Below are 19750 nucleotides of genomic sequence, written 5' to 3'. Positions count from 1 at the left end.
GGAGATCGTGTTCGACTTTCTTGAAGGCTACGACGTCCTAGGGGCGTTCTGGACCACAGTGCAGCTGACGCTGCTCTCGGCCGTCGGTTCCCTGGTCCTGGGAACGCTACTGGCCGCGATGCGGGTCAGCCCCGTGCCGCTGATGCGCGGCTTCGGCGCGGCCTACGTGAACATCGTGCGGAACATCCCGCTCACCGTCATCATCGTGTTCACCTCGCTGGGCCTCTCCAACATCTTCGGTGTCGCCCTCGGCGCGGCCGACGACTTCGACACGAAGTTCTTCCGGCTGGCCGTGCTGGGACTGAGCGCGTACACCGCCACGTTCGTGTGCGAGGCGCTGCGCTCCGGCATCAACACGGTGCCCGTCGGCCAGGCGGAGGCGGCCCGCGCCCTGGGGCTGAGCTTCACCCAGGTGCTGACGCTCATCGTGCTCCCGCAGGCGTTCCGCACGGTGATCGGCCCGCTGACCAACGTACTGATCGCCCTCACCAAGAACACCACGGTGGCGGCGGCCATCGGCGTGGCCGAGGCCGCGCTGCTGATGAAGGAAATGATCGAGAACGAGGCGCAGCTCCTCCTCATCGCCACGATCTTCGCCCTGGGCTTCGTGGTGCTGACGCTGCCGACCGGCCTGCTTCTCGGATGGCTCGGCAAGCGACTGGCGGTGAAGCGATGAGTTCCGTCCTGTACGACACTCCGGGCCCCCGGGCCAAGCGGCGCAACCTGATCCTCTCGGTGGTCTTCGCCGTCGTGCTGGTGCTCGCCCTGTGGTGGACATGGCAGACCATGTCCGACGCGGGCCAGACGGAGGGGGCCAAGTGGACGCCCTTCGTCGAGGGCGCGGCCTGGACGACGTATCTGCTGCCCGGCCTCGGCAACACGCTCAAGGCGGCGGCCCTGGCGATGATCATCGCCCTGCCGCTGGGTGCGGCCCTCGGCATCGCCCGGATGTCGGACCACAAGTGGGTACGCGTCCCGGCGGCGGTGATCGTCGAGTTCTTCCGCGCCATCCCGGTGCTGCTGCTGATGGTGTTCGCCAACCAGTTCTACTCGGACTACACCGGCATCGAGAGCGACTCCCGGCCGCTGTACGCGGTGGTCACGGGTCTGGTCCTGTACAACGCCTCGGTGCTCGCCGAGATCGTCCGCGCGGGCATCCTGTCGCTGCCCAAGGGACAGACGGAGGCCGCGCAGGCGATCGGCATGCGCAAGACGCAGGTGATGACCAGCATCCTGCTGCCGCAGGCCGTCACCGCGATGCTGCCGGCGATCGTCAGCCAGCTCGTCGTGATCGTGAAGGACACGGCGCTCGGCGGCGCCATGCTGAACTTCACCGAACTGCTCAACGCCCGCAAGACCCTGGCGGCGAACTACGCCAACGTCATCCCCAGCTTCATCGTGGTGGCGGTCATCTACATCGTGCTGAACTTCATCCTCACCAGCCTCGCCTCCTGGCTGGAGAGCAGGCTGCGGCGCAGCAAGAAGAGCACGGGCGCGGTCCTCGGTGCCGAGGAGGTGGCCGACCTGAACGCGCCGGGCGAGGTGGTCGGTGTGCACGGCGCCGACCCGGGTGCCAGGGCCGGGGGCGGAACCGCGGCCGCGCAGGGAGACGGACGAACACCGCACTGAACGGCCCGCCGGTCGGAATGAACTGACGTTGTGTGAAAAAGCGGAGGCAGTGGCGTGATCGCCACTGCCTCCGTCACTTGACGCAAGCACCGGCAATGGGTTGCATACGCTATGTGATCGTGCACCCCCCTTCAACTGCCTGTTCCCGTACGTTCCGCAGGGCACCGGTCCCGGCAGGGGGTACCGCGCCGTGGACCCTGTGATCATCGTGGGAGCAGGGCCCGTGGGGCTCACGCTCGCCCTCGCGCTCGCCCGCCAGGACGTCCCCTCCGTCCTCCTCGACGAGGGCCCGGGGAAGGACGAGCAGCGCCTGGCGAGAACGGTCGTCCTGCGCGAGGACACGGCCGCGCTGCTCACCCGGCTGACCGGGACGCCGCTCGACGAGGCGGGCCTGCGCTGGACCGGCTGGCGGTCGATGCGGCGCAAGCAGGTGACGCGGGAGGTGCGTTTCGCGGAGGACGTGTCCGGAGGGGCCCCAGGAGGCGTTTCGGGACGGGGCCCCGCGGGGGCTCCCGGGGAAGCACCGGGGCGGGTCTCCGCTCGGACGGCCGACGCCGCTGCGTCCGGCCGTGCCGGGACGGGTGCCGGCCGTACCGCGGCGGGCGCGGATGCCGGTGACACGCACGTCGCCCCGCTGCACATCGCCCAGCACGTGCTGACCGACGCCCTGCGCGCGGCCGTCTCCGGCGAGCGGCTGGTCAAGGTCGCCGTGGAGAGCCGCCTGGACGGCATCGAGCAGGAGGCGTCGGGCGTCACGGCACACACCCGGGGCCCCAAGGGCACCTGGTGGCGCGGCAGCTACCTCGTCGGCTGCGACGGCCCCCGCTCCACGGTCCGCAAGCTCCAGGACATCCGCTTCCCCGGGCGTACGGCCGTGGAACGGCACGCGGTGGCGGCGCTGCGCACGGAACTCCCCCGTCCCGGCGAGGCGTTGCTGCACCGGTCACCGCCGTGGCGGACGACCGGCCCTTCGGGCGGGGAGGTGACCGCGCGGCCGCTCGCCGACGGGGTGTGGCGCCTGGACTGGCTGCTGCCGCCGGGCAAGGACCTGGTCACACCGGAGCTGCTGGTGACCCGGATCAGGGAGACGCTGGCGGGCTGGAGCGGTGGCTCGACCCCGCCGTACGAGTTGCTCGACACCGGAGTCCACACCGTCCACCACCGCCTCGCGCGCCGCTGGCGGGCCGGCCGGGTCTTCCTCGCCGGGGACGCGGCACACCTGCTCGGCGCGCTGGGCACCCAGGGGCTGGACGAGGGCCTGCGGGACGCCGACAACCTCGCCTGGAAGCTGGCGCTGGCCTGGCACCACGGCCCGCACGAGGCACTGCTCGACAGCTACCAGACGGAGCGGCGGGCGATCGTCGCCGCCCGGCTGCGCGCCGCCGACCAGGCGCTGCCCGTCCTGCGCGGAGGCGGTGGGCTGCGCTCGTACGTCCGCGGTCCGGGCCGCGGCCATGACGCGCTCCTCGAGGGCGGGCACCTGGGGCGCGGACCGCTGGGCGCGCCCGGAACATACGCCGAGTCACCGCTCACGCCTCCGCACGCCGAGTCGGAGACCACCGTGGACACGCGGCCGGGCGCCGCGGTCACCGACGTGCGGGTGACCGCCGAGGACGGCTCCTTCGTACGGCTGCGCGACCGGTTCGGACGCGGAGCGCTGCTGGTGGTGCTGATCGCGCCGGGCACCGGAGTGTGGGAGCGCAAGCACTGGGTGAGCGCGGGGATCATGCCCCGGCTCGCGGCCGCCGTGACCGCGCTGCCGGGCCCCGCCGAACTGCTGGTCGCCGAGGGCTACCCGGGCGCGGCCGCCCACACCGTCCTGCTGATCCGCCCCGACGGCCACCTGGTGACCGCGCTGAGCGGGGTGCGCCCGGCCGAGCTGTACGCGGCGGCGGAGGCGACGCTGGGGAGACGCGCAACGCCGGAGACGGAGGAGGAGGCGGGGACCGGCTGAGGGAGCGGGGGAGCCGATGGCGCTGTGAGCCGAGGAACCGGACTCCCGCGGGCACGACGATGTCCAGCACGTGACCACCGGTTGACCGCTTCTCCCGGCCGTGGTGTACTCCCGTCCGTGACCGACACCTGCGTGCACCTCTGGCGGAGGGTCCACATGGACCTGCTCCGCTATGCGGGTTGCGTGTGTCGTCCGTCCTGCTGAACGCGTCTCTGCTTCCCCGTGCGCGTCGGCACGCGCCCGCGAGCGCTGCCGTGCGCCCCACGCGAACACTCTCAGGACGGTACCCGTGTCTGTAACGCCCGCTGCCTCCCCCGTTTCTCCCTCCCCTTCCCGCGCCCGTGCCTCCGCTCCGACCCAGGCGGAACTGCTCGACTTCGCGCGCCGTGCGGCCGCCGACGCCGAGCTGATCGCCTCGCTCCCCCTCGATCCCGAGGGCCGCACCTGGATCCGCCTCGAAGGTCCCGGCGGCAGCGAGGCCTGGCTGATCGGCTGGCCGCCCGGCACCGGCACCGGCTGGCACGACCACGCCGACTCCGTGGGCGCCTTCGTCACCGCCGCCGGTGAGCTGACCGAGAACGCGCTCGCCGCCCGGCTGCCCACCGAGGGCTGGCAGACGCTGGAACTCACCGAGGGCGTGGACCGCACCCGGCAGCTGCCGGCCGGCCGTGGCCGCGCGTTCGGCCGCCACCACGTGCACGAGGTGCTCAACGAGTCCACCGAGCAGCACGCCGTCTCCGCGCACGCCTACTACCCGCCCCTGCCCAGCATCCGCCGCTACTCCCGTACGGGGCGGGTCCTGCGGCTGGAGCAGGTCGAGATCCCGGAGGACTGGCAGTGAACGCCGGCCCCGAACGCGGACCGTCGCACCGGCGAGGGCGCCCGGTCGGGATCGACGAGCTGCTGGAGCGCGTCCGCGAGGACCTCGACCGTGTCGAGGCGCGCGAGGCGTACGAGGCCCGCCGGGCGGACGAGGCCCTGCTGGTCGACATCCGTTACGCGGCCCTGCGCGACCGTGACGGTTCGATCCCCGATGCCCTCGTCGTCGAGCGCAACGAACTCGAGTGGCGTCTCGACCCCCTGGGCAGCCACCGGCTTCCCGAGGCCACGAGTCACGACCAGCGCATCGTGGTCGTCTGCAACGAGGGTTACGCCTCCAGCCTCGCCGCCGCGTCCCTGCGGCAACTGGGACTCCACCGGGCGACGGACCTGGTGGGCGGCTTCCAGGCCTGGAGACGAGCCGGACTACCGGTGACGCGCTGACGCCCGTCGGCCGACGGGGCGGTCCGTCGGCCGGGGCACGCCGGTGCCCCGCGGTCCGTCAGAACTCCTCCAGTCCCTCCGTGTCCTCCCCTTCCTCCTCCAGTGCCTGGCGGACCACCTTGAGGGCCAGTCCCTGGGAGTAGCCCTTGCGGGCGAGCATGCCCGCGAGGCGTCTCAGGCGCTTGTCGCGGTCGAGGCCGCGCGTCGAGCGGAGCTTGCGGGTGACGAGCTCGCGTGCCGTGGCCTCCTCCTGATCGGAGTCCAGCCGGGCCACGGCCTGGTCGATCAGTGTGGAGTCCACGCCCTTGGTCCGCAGCTCCCGCGCCAGCGCCCGTCGGGCCAGGCCCCGGCCGTGATGCCGGGACTCCACCCAGGCGTCCGCGAAGGCGCTGTCGTCGATCAGGCCGACCTCCTCGAACCGCGACAGCACCTGGTCCGCGACGTCCTCGGGAATGTCCCGCTTGCGCAACGCGTCGGCGAGCTGCTTCCGCGTACGCGGAGTCCCGGTGAGCAGCCGCAGACAGATCGCCCGCGCCCGCTCGACCGGGTCCCCCGAGGAAGACTCCCCCTTCTCGGCCCTCGACGAGGAGGAGGAGCCTTCGTCCTGCGGGCCGCCGGACGCGTCCTCGAAGGACGACTCCCCGAAGGACGACTCCCCGAAGTCGCGCCGCCGGCGCCCACGGCCGTGCCTCCCGTGCGGGCTACCGCCGCCGCGAGCTCGACCGCGACCCTCACGACCAGGGGCACCGTCCTCGTGGCTCCGGTCACCGCCCTCGCGGCCCGGTCCGTCGCCCGTCGGCCAGGGCTCCGTACCGCCCGGACCGTCGGTCGGCCACGTCCCGTCGGCCGACCGGCCACCGACACCCACCCGGCCGCCTTCGGATCGGCGGCCGTCGGCCGGCGGCCGAGCTCCGGCCGGCCATCCCCCGTACGTCCCCTCGGCCTCGGCATCGTCCGCGTGGTCCCCGCCCCATGGGTCGCCGTCGCCGGGGACCACGGGGCGGGTGTACTCGGCCCAGTCCGTTCGCCGTGTCACGGATCAGCTCTTGGCGGCCGCGGCCTTGGTCTTGGCCGTCTTGGCCGCCGGAGCGGGCACCGTCTTCGCGGCGTCGCCCACGGCCGCGGCCGGGACCGCCGCGTCCGTTCCCGGCTCGGCGGCGGCCTCCTCCGGCCGCACCCCGACGCCCAGCTTCTCCTTGATCTTCTTCTCGATCTCGTTGGCGAGGTCGGGGTTGTCCTTCAGGAAGTTGCGGGCGTTCTCCTTGCCCTGCCCGAGCTGGTCGCCCTCGTACGTGTACCAGGCGCCGGCCTTGCGGACGAAGCCGTGCTCCACGCCCATGTCGATCAGACCGCCCTCACGGCTGATGCCCTGGCCGTAGAGGATGTCGAACTCGGCCTGCTTGAAGGGTGGCGCGACCTTGTTCTTGACGACCTTGCAGCGGGTGCGGTTGCCGACCGCCTCCGTGCCGTCCTTCAGGGTCTCGATGCGTCGGATGTCGATGCGCACCGAGGCGTAGAACTTGAGCGCCCGGCCACCGGTCGTGGTCTCCGGGGAGCCGAACATCACACCGATCTTCTCACGGAGCTGGTTGATGAAGATCGCGGTGGTCTTGGACTGGTTGAGCGCGCTGGTGATCTTCCGCAGGGCCTGGCTCATCAGACGGGCCTGCAGACCGACGTGGCTGTCACCCATCTCGCCCTCGATCTCCGCACGCGGGACCAGCGCGGCGACGGAGTCGATGACGATCAGGTCGAGGGCGCCGGAGCGGACCAGCATGTCCACGATCTCCAGGGCCTGCTCGCCGTTGTCGGGCTGGGAGAGGATCAGGTTGTCGATGTCGACGCCGAGCTTCTTCGCGTACTCGGGGTCGAGGGCGTGCTCCGCGTCCACGAAGGCGACCTGGCCACCGGCCTTCTGCGCGTTCGCCACGGCGTGCAGTGTCAGTGTGGTCTTACCGGAGGACTCCGGTCCGTAGATCTCCACGACGCGGCCGCGCGGCAGGCCGCCGACACCGAGGGCCACGTCGAGCGCGGTCGAGCCGGTCGAGATGACCTCGATGGGCTCCTTCGACCGCTCGCCCATGCGCATGACCGCGCCCTTGCCGAATTGTCGTTCGATCTGTGCGAGCGCGGCGTCGAGCGCCTTCTCGCGGTCGGTTCCTGCCATGGGTTCCACCCGGTTTGCTTGAGTCGTTCGCTTCACGTCAAAAACGCTAACGCCTGCCACTGACAATGCGCCTCGACGCCGTTCGGCCTGTGGATAACTCCGGCGCCCCTCCGCGGGAACCGCGACAGAAACCGCGACAAACCCCCCGGAATCCCCCGCCGAGAGCCTGGCCGGAGCCTCCATAAGAATGGATGTTCGATTTTAGTGTCAAGCGCACCACACGGGTCGACGCCGTCCGCCCCGGCCCCGCCCTTCAGGGAGAACCGTCGCCCGACTTCCGCTTCTGCTCCGGCCGCTTCTCCTGCTCCAGCAGCCGCCGCACGCGAGCGAGGACCCTGCCCGGACTGCGCCTGCGACGGCCCTGCACCCGGGACTCGTCCATCACGTCGTACCGCTTCACGTACGCCCCGAGGAACGCCTGCATCGTGGCGACCGCGGGAATGGCGATCAGTGCCCCGACGGCACCGAGGAGGGCGGTGCCGGCGATGACCGATCCGAAGGCGACCGCCGGATGGACGTCCACCGTCCTGGCGGTCAGCTTCGGCTGCAGGACGTAGTTCTCGAACTGCTGGTAGATCACCACGAAGACGAGCACCCAGAGGGCGTACCAGGGGTTCTCCGTGAAGGCGATCAGCATCGGCAGGGCACCCGCCAGGTAGGTGCCGATGGTGGGGATGAACTGGGAGACCAGGCCGACCCAGACGGCGAGCACGGGTGCGTAGTTCACGTCCAGGTACTGCAGCAGGACGTAGTGCGCGATGCCGGAGATCAACGCCATCAGGCCGCGCGAGTACAGGTAACCGCCGGTCTTGTCGACGGCGATCTCCCACGCGCGCAGCACCTCGGCCTGCCGGGCGGGCGGCAGCACGGAGCACAGCGCGCGCCGCAGCCGCGGGCCGTCCGCGGCGAAGTAGAACGAGAACAACGTGATCGTCAGCAGCCGGAAGAGACCGCCCAGGACCTGTGTGGAGACGTCCAGCACACCCGTGGCGCTGTTCTGCACGTATCTCTGCAACCAGTCGGACCGGAGCAGGCCCTCCTGTATGTCCACCCGCTTGAGCTCGGTGTGGAAGGTGGTGTTGACCCAGCTGATCACGGAGTCGAAGTACTCCGGGAGGCCCTCGATCATCCTGATGATCTGGCCCGCGAGCATCGAGCCCATCAGCGTGAAGAACCCGGCGGTGGCGACCAGCACGCCGAAGAAGACGATGAAGGTGGCGAACCCCCTGCGCAGCCCGCGCGAGGCCATCCAGCTGACCGCCGGCTCTATCGCGAGTGCCAGGAAGAACGCGATGAGGACGTTGATCAGCAGCCCGATGAGCTGGTGGAACGCCCAGCTCCCGAGCTGGAACGCGGCGACGAGCGACAGGGCCAGCACCATGGCGCGCGGCAGCCAGCGCGGCATGCGGTCGCCCCGTCCGGTGTCGGCCGCCGGGGGCGGTGCGGTGCCGTCAGGGTGTGCGGGCTGGTCGACCTGCGCGGTCTCGTCTGTGGGTGCCACGGAGCAAGTTTCGCCCACGGCGGGGGCGATCAGTCCCCACCTCGGTGTCTTCGTACGGGCATTCGGCGGCCGGGCCGCGCGTTCGGCAGGTGTTCAGCACTTTCCGTCCGAAAGGTTCAGCGCCTCTCGGCCGGAACGTTCATCGCCGAGCACACCACGCGCCACACGTCCTTCGCCTCCCAGCCGGCGTCGAGCGCCTGCCGGACCGTGCGCCCGCCCAGCTCGGACATCACGTGGTCGCGTGCGAAGGTGTCCGCGTACCCCTCACCGAAGTGTTCCGCCATCCGCTGCCAGAAGACCGTCAACCGCATGACACCAGTATCCCGCGCCCGGGGGTGGGCCGAGCCGGGACCGCTTGCCGAGAACGCTTTCCACCCTACGGTCTGACGCATGGCCGAAACAGGAGCACCCCCACTCCCCCCGACGCCCCCGGCGCACACCCTTCTCACGCGCGCCGAGCAGTTCGTCTGGCACACCGCGCGCGTGCTGGAGCAACACCGCTTCGTGTACCACTTCCTGGGCGGGAGCGCCGACGCGGTGGAGACCGCGCTGTCCGCCTACCGCAACGCGGACGAGGGATACGGCCACGCGCTCGAACCCGATCTGCGCGGACCCGTGAGCCAGCCGCTGCACACCGGGCACGCGCTGCGCGTGCTCGACTCGATCGGGCGCTGCGCCGGACAGCGGGCGGAGCGCATCTGCCGGTACCTGACGTCCGTGTCGACGCCGGACGGCGCCCTCCCGGCGATCCATCCCAGTCAGCGGGGGTATCCGGCGGCTCCTTTCCTCCCCGTCGTCGACGCCCCGCCCAGTGACCTCCTCGCGACCGGGCCGGTGGTGGGGCTGCTGCACGGCAACGAGGTGTGGCACGCCTGGCTGTTCCGGGCGACCGACTTCTGCTGGCAGGCGGTGGAGTCCCTGGAACGGTCCCATCCGTACGAGGTCGAGGCGGCCGTGGCCTTCCTGGACTCCGTGCCCGACCGCTCGCGCGCGGAGGCGGCCGCCGACCGGCTGGGCCGCCTCGTCCGCGACCACCGGCTGGTCGTGCTGGACCCGGACGACCTGAAGGACAGGGACAGGGACAAGGACACGGCGGCGCCACCGGATCCGCCCGGCGACGTGCCGGGCGGGCACCACTTCCCGTACGACTTCGCCCGCACTCCGGACTCCCTCGCGCGCGCGTGGTTCACCGACGAGGAGATGGCCCGCTCGCTGGACTTCCTGGCGGCAGCGCAACGGGACGACGGCGGCTGGCCGCGTCCTTCCCGCTCTTCGGCGCATGCACGGTCTTCCCGGGGCCACTGGGCTCCGGGCCCCGAGCTGGAGGGCCGTGCCATCGTCACCCTCGAGGCACTGCTCACGCTCCGCGCGTACGGGAGGCTGTGACGCCGGAGGCGCAGCGACGCCGTCCTCGCAGGTCAACCGCATTGTCAGTGCGTGGGTGCAGGATGGGTGCATGGTCCGTTCCCCGCTCGACGCCTTCTCCCCCGCGACCCGCGCCTGGTTCACGGGGGCGTTCTCCGCGCCCACGGCGGCGCAGAGCGGGGCGTGGCAGGCGATCGGCGAGGGTTCCGACGTGCTCGTCGTCGCCCCGACCGGCTCCGGCAAGACTCTGGCCGCGTTCCTCGCGGCCCTCGACCAGCTGGCCTCGACCCCGCCGCCCGCCGACCCGAAGAAGCGCTGCCGCGTCCTGTACGTGTCCCCGCTGAAGGCCCTCGCCGTCGACGTGGAGCGGAACCTGCGCAGCCCCCTCACCGGCATCCGCCAGGAGGCCGTGCGCCTCGGTCTGCCCGAGCCCGAGATCAAGGTGGGCATCCGCTCCGGCGACACCCCGGCCGCCGACCGCCGCGCCCTCGCCACCCGGCCGCCGGACATCCTGATCACCACTCCCGAGTCGCTGTTCCTGATGCTCACGTCGGCCACGCGCGACGCGCTGGCGGGCGTGGAGACAGTGATCCTGGACGAGGTGCACGCGGTCGCCGGCACCAAGCGCGGCGCGCATCTCGCCCTCTCCCTGGAGCGGCTGGACGAGCTCCTGCCGAGGCCCGCCCGCCGCATCGGCCTCTCCGCGACCGTCCGGCCGGTCGACGAGGTCGCCCGGTACCTCTCGCCGCGCCGCAAGGTGGAGATCGTCCAGCCGCCGTCCGGCAAGGAGTTCGACCTGTCCGTGGTCGTCCCGGTCGAGGACCTGGGCGAGCTGGGCGGCTCCCCGGCGGCCGACGACGGGCAGGGCACCGACCGGCCGTCGATCTGGCCGCACGTGGAGGAGCGGATCGTCGACCTCGTCCAGTCGCACCGCTCGACGATCGTGTTCGCCAACTCCCGCCGCCTCGCGGAGCGCCTGTGCAACCGGCTCAACGAGATCGCCTACGAGCGGGCCACCGGGGAGTCACTGGAGGCCCTGGAGGAGCATCACTCCCCGGCCGAGCTGATGGGCAACTCGGGCGCGGCCCACGGCGCGCCTCCGGTCATCGCCCGCGCCCACCACGGTTCGGTCTCCAAGGAGCAGCGCGCCCAGGTGGAGGAGGACCTGAAGGCGGGCCGCCTGCCGGCCGTCGTCGCCACCTCCAGCCTGGAGCTCGGCATCGACATGGGCGCGGTCGACCTCGTCATCCAGGTCGAGTCGCCGCCCTCGGTCGCCTCCGGCCTCCAGCGCGTGGGCCGCGCGGGACACCAGGTGGGCGCGGTCTCCACGGGCGTCGTCTTCCCCAAGTACCGCGGTGACCTCGTGCAGGCGGCCGTGGTCACCGAGCGGATGCGCGGCGGTGCCATCGAGTCCCTGCGCGTCCCCGCCAACCCGCTGGACGTGCTCGCCCAGCAGCTCGTCGCCATGACCGCGCTGGACACCTGGCAGGTCGACGACCTGCTCGCCGTGGTCCGGCGCGCCGCACCCTTCGCCTCGCTCCCGGAGTCCGCGTTCACGGCCGTGCTCGACATGCTCGCGGGCCGCTATCCGTCGGACGCCTTCGCGGAGCTGCGCCCGCGCGTGGTGTGGGACCGGGTCGCCGGCACGGTCACGGGCCGCCCCGGTGCCCAGCGCCTCGCCGTCACCTCCGGCGGCACCATCCCGGACCGCGGTCTCTTCGGGGTGTTCCTCGCGGGCTCCGACCCCAAGAAGGGCGGCGGCCGGGTCGGCGAGCTCGACGAGGAGATGGTGTACGAGTCCCGTGTGGGGGACGTCTTCACGCTGGGCACCAGCTCCTGGCGGATCGAGGACATCACGCGCGACCGGGTCCTGGTCTCCCCCGCACCCGGAGTCCCGGGCCGGCTGCCCTTCTGGAAGGGCGACCAGCTGGGCCGCCCGCTGGAGCTGGGCCGCGCGCTGGGCGCCTTCCTGCGCGAGATCGGCTCCCTGACCCCCGAGGACGCACGGCTGCGCCTGCTCACGGCCGGCCTCGACGCCTGGGCCGCGGACAACGTCCTGACCTACCTCGCCGAACAGCGCGAGGCATGCGGCCATGTGCCCGACGACCGCACCGTCGTCGTCGAGCGCTTCCGTGACGAGCTGGGCGACTGGCGGGTGGTCGTGCACTCGCCCTTCGGCGCCCAGGTGCACGCCCCCTGGGCGCTCGCCCTGGGTGCCCGCCTCACCGAGCGGTACGGCATGGACGCCCAGGTCATGCACGCCGACGACGGCATCGTGCTGCGCCTGCCGGACGCCGACCTGATGGGGCTGGACCTGCTCGACCAGGACCCCGTGAAGGGGGGCACGGAGTACGACGCCGAGAAGGCGCCCGTCGGGGCGGCGGACGTGGCCTTCGACAAGGGCGAGGTCGACCGGATCGTCACCGACCAGGTGGGCGGATCGGCCCTGTTCGCGTCCCGGTTCCGGGAATGCGCCGCCCGCGCGCTGCTGCTGCCCAAGCGCAACCCGGGCAGGCGGACCCCGCTGTGGCAGCAGCGCCAGCGGGCCGCCCAGCTGCTCGAGGTGGCGAGCGAGTTCGGTTCGTTCCCGATCGTGCTGGAGGCGGTCCGCGAGTGCCTCCAGGACGTCTTCGACGTCCCGGGCCTCGGCGAGCTGATGGGCGACATCGAGTCCCGCAAGGTCCGGCTCGTCGAGGTCACCACGCCCGAGCCCTCCCCCTTCGCCCGCTCCCTGCTCTTCGGGTACGTGGCGCAGTTCCTGTACGAGGGCGACTCCCCCCTCGCCGAGCGGCGCGCCGCCGCGCTGTCGCTGGACTCACGGCTCCTGGCCGAACTGCTGGGCCAGGCGGAACTGCGCGAACTGCTCGACGGCGAGGTGCTGGCCGAGCTGGAGCGGGAGCTGCAGTGGCGTACCGACGACCGCCGGGTGAAGGACTCCGAGGGTGTGGCGGACGTGCTGCGGCTACTGGGCCCGCTCACCGAGGCGGAGCTGGCGGAGCGGGGCGCCGACCCGCAGTGGGCCCGGGAGCTGGCCGCGGCCCGCCGCGTCATCCGGGTCAGGATCGCCGGGGCCGACCACTGGGCGGCGATCGAGGACGCGGGACGGCTGCGCGACGCGCTCGGCACCGCGCTGCCCGTCGGCGTCCCGGAGGCCTTCACCGAGCCGGTCAAGGACCCGCTCGGCGACCTCCTGGCGCGGTACGCACGCACCCACGGCCCGTTCACCTCGGCCGCGGCGGCGGCCCGGTTCGGCCTCGGTACGGCCGTCACCGAGGGCGCCCTCCAGCGTCTCGCGGCCAACGGACGGGTGGTCCAGGGCGAGTTCCATCCGGCGGGCATCGGCCAGGAGTGGTGCGACGCGGCCGTGCTGCGTCGGCTGCGCCGCCGGTCGCTCGCCGCGCTGCGGCACGAGCTGGAGCCGGTGCCGCCCGCCGCGCTCGCGCAGTTCCTGCCGCGGTGGCAGCACGTGGGCGGCGGTCACCGGCTGCGGGGCGTCGACGGACTGCTCCGCGCGGTCGAACAGCTGCAGGGCGCCTCCGTGCCGGCGTCGGCCCTGGAGAAGCTGGTGCTGCCGTCCCGGGTCGCCGACTACCGGCCGTCCATGCTCGACGAGCTGACCGCGTCGGGCGAGGTCGTCTGGGCGGGCGCCGGGGCGCTCCCCGGCAAGGACGGCTGGGTCTCCCTGTACCTCGCGGACGCGGCCCCGCTGCTGCTGCCCGCCCCGCACCTCCTGGAGACGACACCGCTCCACCAGGCGGTGCTGGACGCCCTGTCCGGGGGGTACGGACTGTTCTTCCGCCAGATCGCCGACCAGGTCCGCGCCACCACGCACCCCGACGTCACCGACCCCCAACTGGCCGACGCCGTCTGGGACCTGGCCTGGTCGGGACTGCTCACCAACGACACGCTCACTCCGATGCGCTCGCTCCTCGGCTCGGGCCGCACGGCCGGTGCCACGGCCCACCGCGCCAAGCGCAGCGTGCCACGCGGCCGCTACGGCTCCCTGACGGCCGCCGCACGCCCCCAGTCCCGTACCGGCCCTCCGACGGTCGCGGGCCGCTGGTCGCTGCTCCCCGCGCAGGAGCCGGACCCCACCGTGCGCGCCCACGCCTTGGCCCGCACGCTCCTCGACCGGCACGGCGTGGTGACCCGGGGCGCCGTGGCCGCCGAGGGCGTCGAGGGCGGTTTCTCGGCGGTCTACCGTGTGCTGTCCGCGTTCGAGGACAGCGGGCAGGCACGTCGCGGCTATGTGGTGGAGGGGCTCGGCGCGGCCCAGTTCGCGATGGACGGCGCGGTGGACCGCCTGCGTGCGACGGCGAACGCGCGGGAGCGGGGAGAGACCGGCGGCGGCTCGGAGGCCGGATTCGCGCCTGTCGAGTACCCCCCGCACCTCGACCGGACCGGCATCCCACCGAACGCCACCGGTGCGGCCGCATTCCCCCCGGGCGGCTCCGGTGACGACCCGGGCTTCCCGGCCCCGCGTGTCGGGCGGCCGGGCTTCCCGATTCCTTCGCACAGCCGGCACGGCCTCCCGACCGACACGGGTGGCCCGCCCGGCCACCCTTTCGGGGCCGCCCCCCATGGCCACGGCTACACCGGCCGCCACGCCACGGACCCGGGCGACCGGGCGGGCCGCCGCGCCGGCGGCGACCGGGCCGTGGTCCTGGCCGCCGCCGACCCGGCCAACACGTACGGCGCGGCCCTCCCCTGGCCGGAGCCGCCGTCCGGGGCCGGCCACAAGCCGGGCCGCAAGGCGGGGGCCCTGGTCGTCGTGGTCGACGGCGAGCTGACCCTGTACATGGAGCGCGGCGGCAAGACCCTGCTGGCCTGGCCCGCGGACCCGGACGCCGCGGTCACCGCCGACCCCCGGCTGCCGGCCGCCGCCGAGGCCCTCGCCGCGTCCGCCCGCGCCGGTGCCCTCGGCACGGTCACGGTGGAGCGCGTCAACGGCGCTCCGGCCCTCACCTCGCCCTTCGGCGCCCTCCTGGAGGGAGCGGGTTTCGTCGCCACGCCGCGCGGCCTGAGACTGCGCGCCTGACCCCGCCCGTTCCCGGACGGCCCCGGCCCCCGCCCACCACCGCTCCCCGCACCGCGCCCGTCCTCGTCGGCATACGACATGCCACCCTTGGAACCATGCCCGAAGGAGACACCGTCTGGCAGGCCGCGGCCCGGCTGCACACCGCCCTCGCGGGCACGGTGCTGACCCGCTCCGACCTGCGGGTACCGCGGTTCGCCACCGCCGACCTCACCGGTCGTACCGTCCTGGACGTCACTCCGCGCGGCAAGCACCTCCTCGCCCGGATCGAGGGCGGCCTGACGCTGCACTCGCACCTGCGGATGGACGGCGTCTGGAAGGTGTTCGCCGCCGGACAGCGCTGGAGCGGCGGTCCCTCGCACCAGATCCGTGCCGTCCTCGGCAACACCGACCGCACGGCCGTCGGCTACCGCCTCCCGGTCCTGGAGCTGATCCGCACCTCCGAGGAGCAGCACGCCGTCGGTCACCTGGGCCCCGATCTCCTCGGCCCCGACTGGGACCCCGACCGTGCCCTCGCCAACCTGCTCGCCGACCCCGCCCGCCCCCTCGGCGAGGCGCTCCTGGACCAACGCGTCCTCGCCGGCATCGGCAACGTCTACAAGTGCGAGCTCTGCTTCCTGCTCCGGGTCACCCCGTGGCTCCCGGTCGGCGACCTCCCGCCGGGCCATGCCGCGCAACTCCCCCACCTGGCCCAGAAGCTCCTGGAGGTCAACCGCGACCGCCCGGTCCGCAACACCACGGGCCTGCCCCGCCCGGACTTCTTCGTGTACGGCCGAGCGCCCCGCCCGTGTCTGCGCTGCCGGACCTCCGTCCGCGTGGCCTACCAGGGCGACGGCGCCGGAGAACGTGTCTCCTACTGGTGCCCGACGTGCCAGACGGGCCCGGCCCCGGCCGGCTCACAGCACCGCCACCGCCGTACGACGTACTGATCACGGACATACGGACGGCTACGTACTGATCACGGCGGTCCGGGCACGGTACCGTCCGCCTGAGGCGACGGCACCGTGGCGGGCGCGTCGCCGGGCTCGCTCCGGTCCTTCGGCGCGCAGTGCACCGGCAGCAGGCTCAGCCCCCATCCGCCGGCGGCGACGGTCGCCTCGACCAGGCCCGCGTCCGAGGCGCACGCGATCCGCAGCGTGCCCCACCACCAGAGCGCCCCGAACCCCAGTACCGCCCCCCAGCGCACTGTCCGCATTGGCCGCCACCTCCAGGCCGCCCCGGCTCTCCGGAGCCGTATCGGGCCCTCCGGTCCGACATTAGGCAGCCGTCCGTATCAGTCGGCAGGGCGCATCAGGGGGCACGAAGAGGCACCGCGACCGCACCGGTACGACGACAGCGCGACCGACGTGACGACGGCGCGTTCCGCACCCACCGGTCACCGAGTGCGCCGTACGCGCTCGGTGACCGCCGCCCACAGGCGCCACCCGTGCTCCTCAGCCTCAGGCCCCGCCTTCTCCACGATGACCGCCGTACCGGGGACCGGCAAGCGGAGTACGGCCTGTCGCGAAACAGGGATACGGAAAAGCCCCGGCCGGGGCCCCTCCGGGTGTCCCGGACAGGGCCCCGGCCGGGGCCTCTCGACTGTTCTTCAGCCGTGTGCGCACCTCACGCGGCGACGACGTCCACCGCCTCGGCAGGCGCCTTGATCGTGACCCGCTCCGGTGACACACCGGTCACCGAGACGGAGTTCAGCATGGGACGGCGCGCTGGTGCGGGCACCGGTTCGGTGGCCGATGCCGACTGGGCCAGCTCCGCGAGGGCGAGCTCGTCGCTCACTTCCCGCATGAGCTCGGACAACCGTACGTCCAGCGCGTCGCAGATCGCGGAGAGCAGTTCGGAGGAAGCCTCCTTCTGCCCCCGCTCCACCTCGGAAAGATAGCCGAGTGAGACTCGGGCGGACGAGGAGACTTCGCGCAGAGTACGGCCCTGGCGCTGGCGCTGCCGACGCAGCACGTCACCCAGCAGGCGACGGAGCAGAATCATCGGTGGCTCCCTCCTCGGACCGCGTAACCGCATCCTTCACGCCCCACCGTACCGCCTCGTGCCGCGGCCGTGCGGGGAGCGCTGTCGTGTTCACTCAGGGCTGCAAACATCAAGTCCCCCCGTTCTGTTCCGTATCCTGTGCCCGCTCATTCCCGCTCTGTTCGCCCGCGAGCTCCTGAAGCAGCAGGGCGAGTACGCTCCGTACACTCTCCATACGGATTTCCGCCCGGTCGCCGTTCAACCGTAGAGAGGACACTTTCCGGCCACCGCCGTCGCCGGAATCCGGGTCGCCGGGCCCGTCGACCGCTACGAAGACGGTGCCGACCGGCTGCCCGTCCTGTGCATCGGGGCCCGCGACGCCGGTGGTCGCGATCCCCCAGTCCGCGCCGAGCGCTCTGCGCACTCCGGCCGCCATCTGGGCCGCCACCTGCGGATGTACCGCTCCGTGTGCCGCCAGCAAGGTGCCGTCGACACCCAGCAGTTCCCGTTTGAGTTCCGTGGCGTACGCGGTCACCGACCCCCGGAAGGCCCGCGAGGCCCCAGGGACCGCAGTGATCTCCGCGGCCACCAGACCACCGGTCAGCGACTCGGCGACGGCGAGGGTCTCCCGCCTCACCGTCAGTAGTCGCAGCACGTCGGCGACCTCGGAACTCACCCTTCCGCCTCCTTCAACACGGCCTTGCGCTCGGCCATTCCTCGCCTCCGCAGCACAATGGCCTGTCTTACGTAGTCGAGTCCGGTCACCACGGTCAGCGCGACCGCCACGGCCATCACCCAGAACCTCAGGGTCGCCAGGGGTCCAGTCAGCGCCAGCACGTACATGCCCACGGCAGTGCCCTGCGCCAGCGTCTTCATCTTGCCGCCGCGGCTCGCGGGGATGACGCCGTACCGGATGACCAGGAAACGCAGCAGGGTGATACCGAGTTCCCGGCCGAGGATGACGCCCGTCACCCACCACGGCAGATCGCCCAGCGCGGAGAGACAGACCAGCGCCGCGCCCATGATCGCCTTGTCCGCTATCGGGTCGGCGATCTTCCCGAAATCGGTGACGAGGTTGTACGTGCGCGCCAGGTGCCCGTCGAAGACGTCGGTGATCATGGCGACGGCGAAGGCAGCCCAGGCCCAGGCGCGCCACACCGGGTCGTATCCGCCGTCCATCAGCATCAGCGCGACGAAACCCGGCACGAGGACCAGCCGCAGCATGGTCAGGACGTTCGCGATGTTCCAGAGGCTGGCCTGGTCGACGGCGGCAGCGCCCAGCTTCCCACCGCGTACGGGCTTGGTGCCCCCCGGAGCGCCGGGGGAACCGCCCGCCGCGGATGCCGGGACTCCCGTCATCTGGCCTCCTCCTCGCCGCTCACGGACGGGCCCGGGAGCGGCTCGGCCACCAGGTCGACGCCCTCCGTACCGATCACCTTCGCCTCGACCACGAGACCGACGCGCAGCCCCTCGCGGCTCGTGAACACCACCTGGCCGTCCGTCTCGGGTGCCTGGTGCGCGGCGCGGCCGTACGCACCGTCCTCACCGTCGACCGACTCGACCAGTACCTGCAGCGTCTCGCCGACGCGCTCCTCGGCGCGCTGCGAGACCAGCTCCTCCGCCAGCCGGGACACGCGCGCGAGACGGTCGGCGACCACGTCCTCGTCCAGCTTGTTCTCGTATGTCGCGGCCTCGGTGCCCTCCTCGTCGGAGTACCCGAAGACACCGATCGCGTCCAGCCGCGCGCCGCTCAGGAAGCGCTCCAGCTCCGCCAGGTCGTCCTCGGTCTCGCCGGGGAAACCGACGATGAAGTTGGAGCGGACACCGGCCTGCGGGGCCTTGGCGCGGATCGTGTCGAGCAGTTCCAGGAAGCGGTCGGTGTCGCCGAAGCGCCGCATGGCGCGCAGCACACCGGGGGCGGAGTGCTGGAAGGACAGGTCGAAGTAGGGCGCCACCTTCGGCGTGGAGGTGAGCACGTCGATGAGCCCGGGCCGCATCTCGGCGGGCTGCAGATAACTGACGCGCACCCGCTCGATGCCGTCCACCTCGGCGAGCTCGGGCAGCAGCGACTCCAGCAGCCGGATGTCGCCGAGGTCCTTGCCGTACGAGGTGTTGTTCTCGGAGACCAGCATGATCTCCTTGACGCCCTGCCCGGCGAGCCAGCGCGCCTCGTTCAGCACGTCGCTGGGCCGGCGCGAGATGAAGGAGCCGCGGAAGGACGGGATGGCGCAGAAGGAGCACCGCCGGTCGCAGCCGGAGGCGAGCTTCACCGAGGCGACGGGCGAGCCGTCCAGCCGGCGGCGCAGGGGCGCGCGGGGGCCCGAGGCCGGGGCGAGGCCGTCCGGGAGGTCGGCCGGGGCATGCCCGGGCAGGGCCACGTCCGCGCCCGCGCTCTGCCGCTCGGCGGGACTGATCGGCAGCAGCTTGCGCCGGTCCTTCGGGGTGTGCGAGGCGTGGATGCCGCCGGACAGAATGGTCTGGAGCCGGTCGGAGATGTTCGCGTAGTCGTCGAACCCGAGCACGCCGTCGGCCTCGGGCAGCGCCTCGGCCAGGTCCTTGCCGTACCGCTCGGCCATGCAGCCGACCGCCACGACGGCCTGGGTTCTGCCGTGGCCCTTGAGGTCGTTGGCCTCCAGGAGCGCGTCCACGGAGTCCTTCTTGGCGGCCTCGACGAAGCCGCACGTGTTGACGACGGCGACGTCCGCGTCCTCGGCGTCCTCCACGAGCTCCCAGCCGTCCGCCTCCAAGCGGCCTGCGAGCTCCTCCGAGTCCACCTCGTTACGGGCGCAGCCGAGAGTGACCAGTGCGACGGTACGGCGTTCAGGCATGGGCTCAAGACTACTTCGTCCTACTGACGACCCACGTCGACGGGGT

At 72.4% G+C, this 19750-nt stretch carries 18 protein-coding genes; 9 read left to right on the top strand and 9 right to left on the bottom strand.

Translation table 11 applies throughout. The annotated features are described in order from the left end of the window. Positions 1-7 precede the first annotated feature (7 nt). The 6 genes from IEZ04_RS05015 (at position 8) to IEZ04_RS04995 (ending at position 4846) form a co-directional block, all read left to right on the top strand. Positions 8-676 carry an amino acid ABC transporter permease gene (locus IEZ04_RS05015; protein WP_189215443.1) on the top strand — a complete coding sequence of 223 codons (669 nt, stop codon included), beginning with the start codon at positions 8-10 and terminating at the stop codon, positions 674-676. Further along, on the top strand, positions 673-1629 hold the full coding sequence (locus IEZ04_RS05010) for an amino acid ABC transporter permease (RefSeq protein ID WP_189215442.1): 957 nt from the start codon (positions 673-675) through the stop codon (positions 1627-1629). The genes IEZ04_RS05015 and IEZ04_RS05010 overlap by 4 nt, the downstream gene beginning before the upstream one ends. 190 nt (positions 1630-1819) lie before the next feature. After that, positions 1820-3583 (top strand): FAD-dependent monooxygenase, encoded by a 1764-nt coding sequence (locus tag IEZ04_RS05005; RefSeq protein ID WP_189215441.1) that lies wholly within the window; start codon positions 1820-1822, stop codon positions 3581-3583. 24 nt (positions 3584-3607) lie between these two features. Further along, positions 3608-3787, top strand: a complete 180-nt coding sequence (locus IEZ04_RS35925) for a putative leader peptide (protein WP_373296252.1) — start codon at positions 3608-3610, stop codon at positions 3785-3787. 85 nt (positions 3788-3872) lie between these two features. Then, positions 3873-4424 (top strand): cupin domain-containing protein, encoded by a 552-nt coding sequence (locus IEZ04_RS05000; RefSeq protein ID WP_189215440.1) that lies wholly within the window; start codon positions 3873-3875, stop codon positions 4422-4424. Next, positions 4421-4846 (top strand): rhodanese-like domain-containing protein, encoded by a 426-nt coding sequence (locus tag IEZ04_RS04995; RefSeq protein WP_189215439.1) that lies wholly within the window; start codon positions 4421-4423, stop codon positions 4844-4846. The genes IEZ04_RS05000 and IEZ04_RS04995 overlap by 4 nt, the downstream gene beginning before the upstream one ends. Before the next feature lie 58 nt (positions 4847-4904). Here IEZ04_RS04995 and recX read toward each other — a convergent pair whose 3' ends face one another. The 4 genes from recX to IEZ04_RS04975 form a co-directional block, all read right to left on the bottom strand. Further along, entirely contained in the window at positions 4905-5882 is a 978-nt protein-coding gene (gene recX / locus IEZ04_RS04990) for a recombination regulator RecX (protein WP_229820850.1), read from the bottom strand. A 3-nt stretch (positions 5883-5885) separates the two neighbouring features. Beyond that, positions 5886-7013, bottom strand: coding sequence for a recombinase RecA (recA, locus tag IEZ04_RS04985; RefSeq protein ID WP_189215438.1), 1128 nt, complete (start codon positions 7011-7013; stop codon positions 5886-5888). Positions 7014-7266: 253 nt separating this feature from the next. Further along, positions 7267-8514: an AI-2E family transporter gene (locus tag IEZ04_RS04980; protein WP_189215437.1), complete on the bottom strand. Its 1248-nt coding sequence runs from the start codon at positions 8512-8514 to the stop codon at positions 7267-7269. A gap of 116 nt (positions 8515-8630) precedes the next feature. Further along, the gene (locus IEZ04_RS04975; RefSeq protein WP_189215436.1) at positions 8631-8825 is read right to left on the bottom strand and encodes a DUF3046 domain-containing protein; all 195 of its coding nucleotides are present in this window, start codon (positions 8823-8825) and stop codon (positions 8631-8633) included. Positions 8826-8904: 79 nt separating this feature from the next. Between IEZ04_RS04975 and IEZ04_RS04970 the strand changes: the two genes are divergently transcribed. From IEZ04_RS04970 to IEZ04_RS04960, 3 genes are all read left to right on the top strand, one after another. Further along, on the top strand, positions 8905-9900 hold the full coding sequence (locus IEZ04_RS04970) for a hypothetical protein (RefSeq protein ID WP_189215435.1): 996 nt from the start codon (positions 8905-8907) through the stop codon (positions 9898-9900). Between the two features lie 70 nt (positions 9901-9970). Continuing rightward, on the top strand, positions 9971-14917 hold the full coding sequence (locus IEZ04_RS04965) for an ATP-dependent helicase (RefSeq protein ID WP_189215434.1): 4947 nt from the start codon (positions 9971-9973) through the stop codon (positions 14915-14917). Positions 14918-15012: 95 nt separating this feature from the next. After that, complete coding sequence (locus IEZ04_RS04960; protein ID WP_189215433.1) at positions 15013-15843, top strand: DNA-formamidopyrimidine glycosylase family protein; 831 nt, start codon at positions 15013-15015, stop codon at positions 15841-15843. A 29-nt stretch (positions 15844-15872) separates the two neighbouring features. On the opposite strand, the gene IEZ04_RS04955 is transcribed toward IEZ04_RS04960, so the two are convergent. The 5 genes from IEZ04_RS04955 to rimO form a co-directional block, all read right to left on the bottom strand. Next, positions 15873-16109, bottom strand: coding sequence for a hypothetical protein (locus IEZ04_RS04955; RefSeq protein WP_189215432.1), 237 nt, complete (start codon positions 16107-16109; stop codon positions 15873-15875). Between the two features lie 410 nt (positions 16110-16519). After that, positions 16520-16897: a helix-turn-helix domain-containing protein gene (locus IEZ04_RS04950; protein ID WP_189215431.1), complete on the bottom strand. Its 378-nt coding sequence runs from the start codon at positions 16895-16897 to the stop codon at positions 16520-16522. 109 nt (positions 16898-17006) lie between these two features. Beyond that, positions 17007-17552, bottom strand: coding sequence for a CinA family protein (locus IEZ04_RS04945; RefSeq protein ID WP_189215430.1), 546 nt, complete (start codon positions 17550-17552; stop codon positions 17007-17009). Then, positions 17549-18235, bottom strand: a complete 687-nt coding sequence (gene pgsA / locus IEZ04_RS04940; RefSeq protein WP_189215429.1) for a CDP-diacylglycerol--glycerol-3-phosphate 3-phosphatidyltransferase — start codon at positions 18233-18235, stop codon at positions 17549-17551. The genes IEZ04_RS04945 and pgsA overlap by 4 nt, the downstream gene beginning before the upstream one ends. After that, on the bottom strand, positions 18232-19704 hold the full coding sequence (gene rimO, locus IEZ04_RS04935) for a 30S ribosomal protein S12 methylthiotransferase RimO (protein ID WP_189215428.1): 1473 nt from the start codon (positions 19702-19704) through the stop codon (positions 18232-18234). Before rimO ends, pgsA begins: the two co-directional genes overlap by 4 nt. Positions 19705-19750: the final 46 nt, after the last annotated feature.

The organism is Streptomyces ruber, from assembly GCF_014648075.1.
Classification (GTDB): Bacteria; Actinomycetota; Actinomycetes; order Streptomycetales; family Streptomycetaceae; genus Streptomyces; species Streptomyces ruber.
This window is presented reverse-complemented; position numbering and strand designations above follow the sequence as displayed.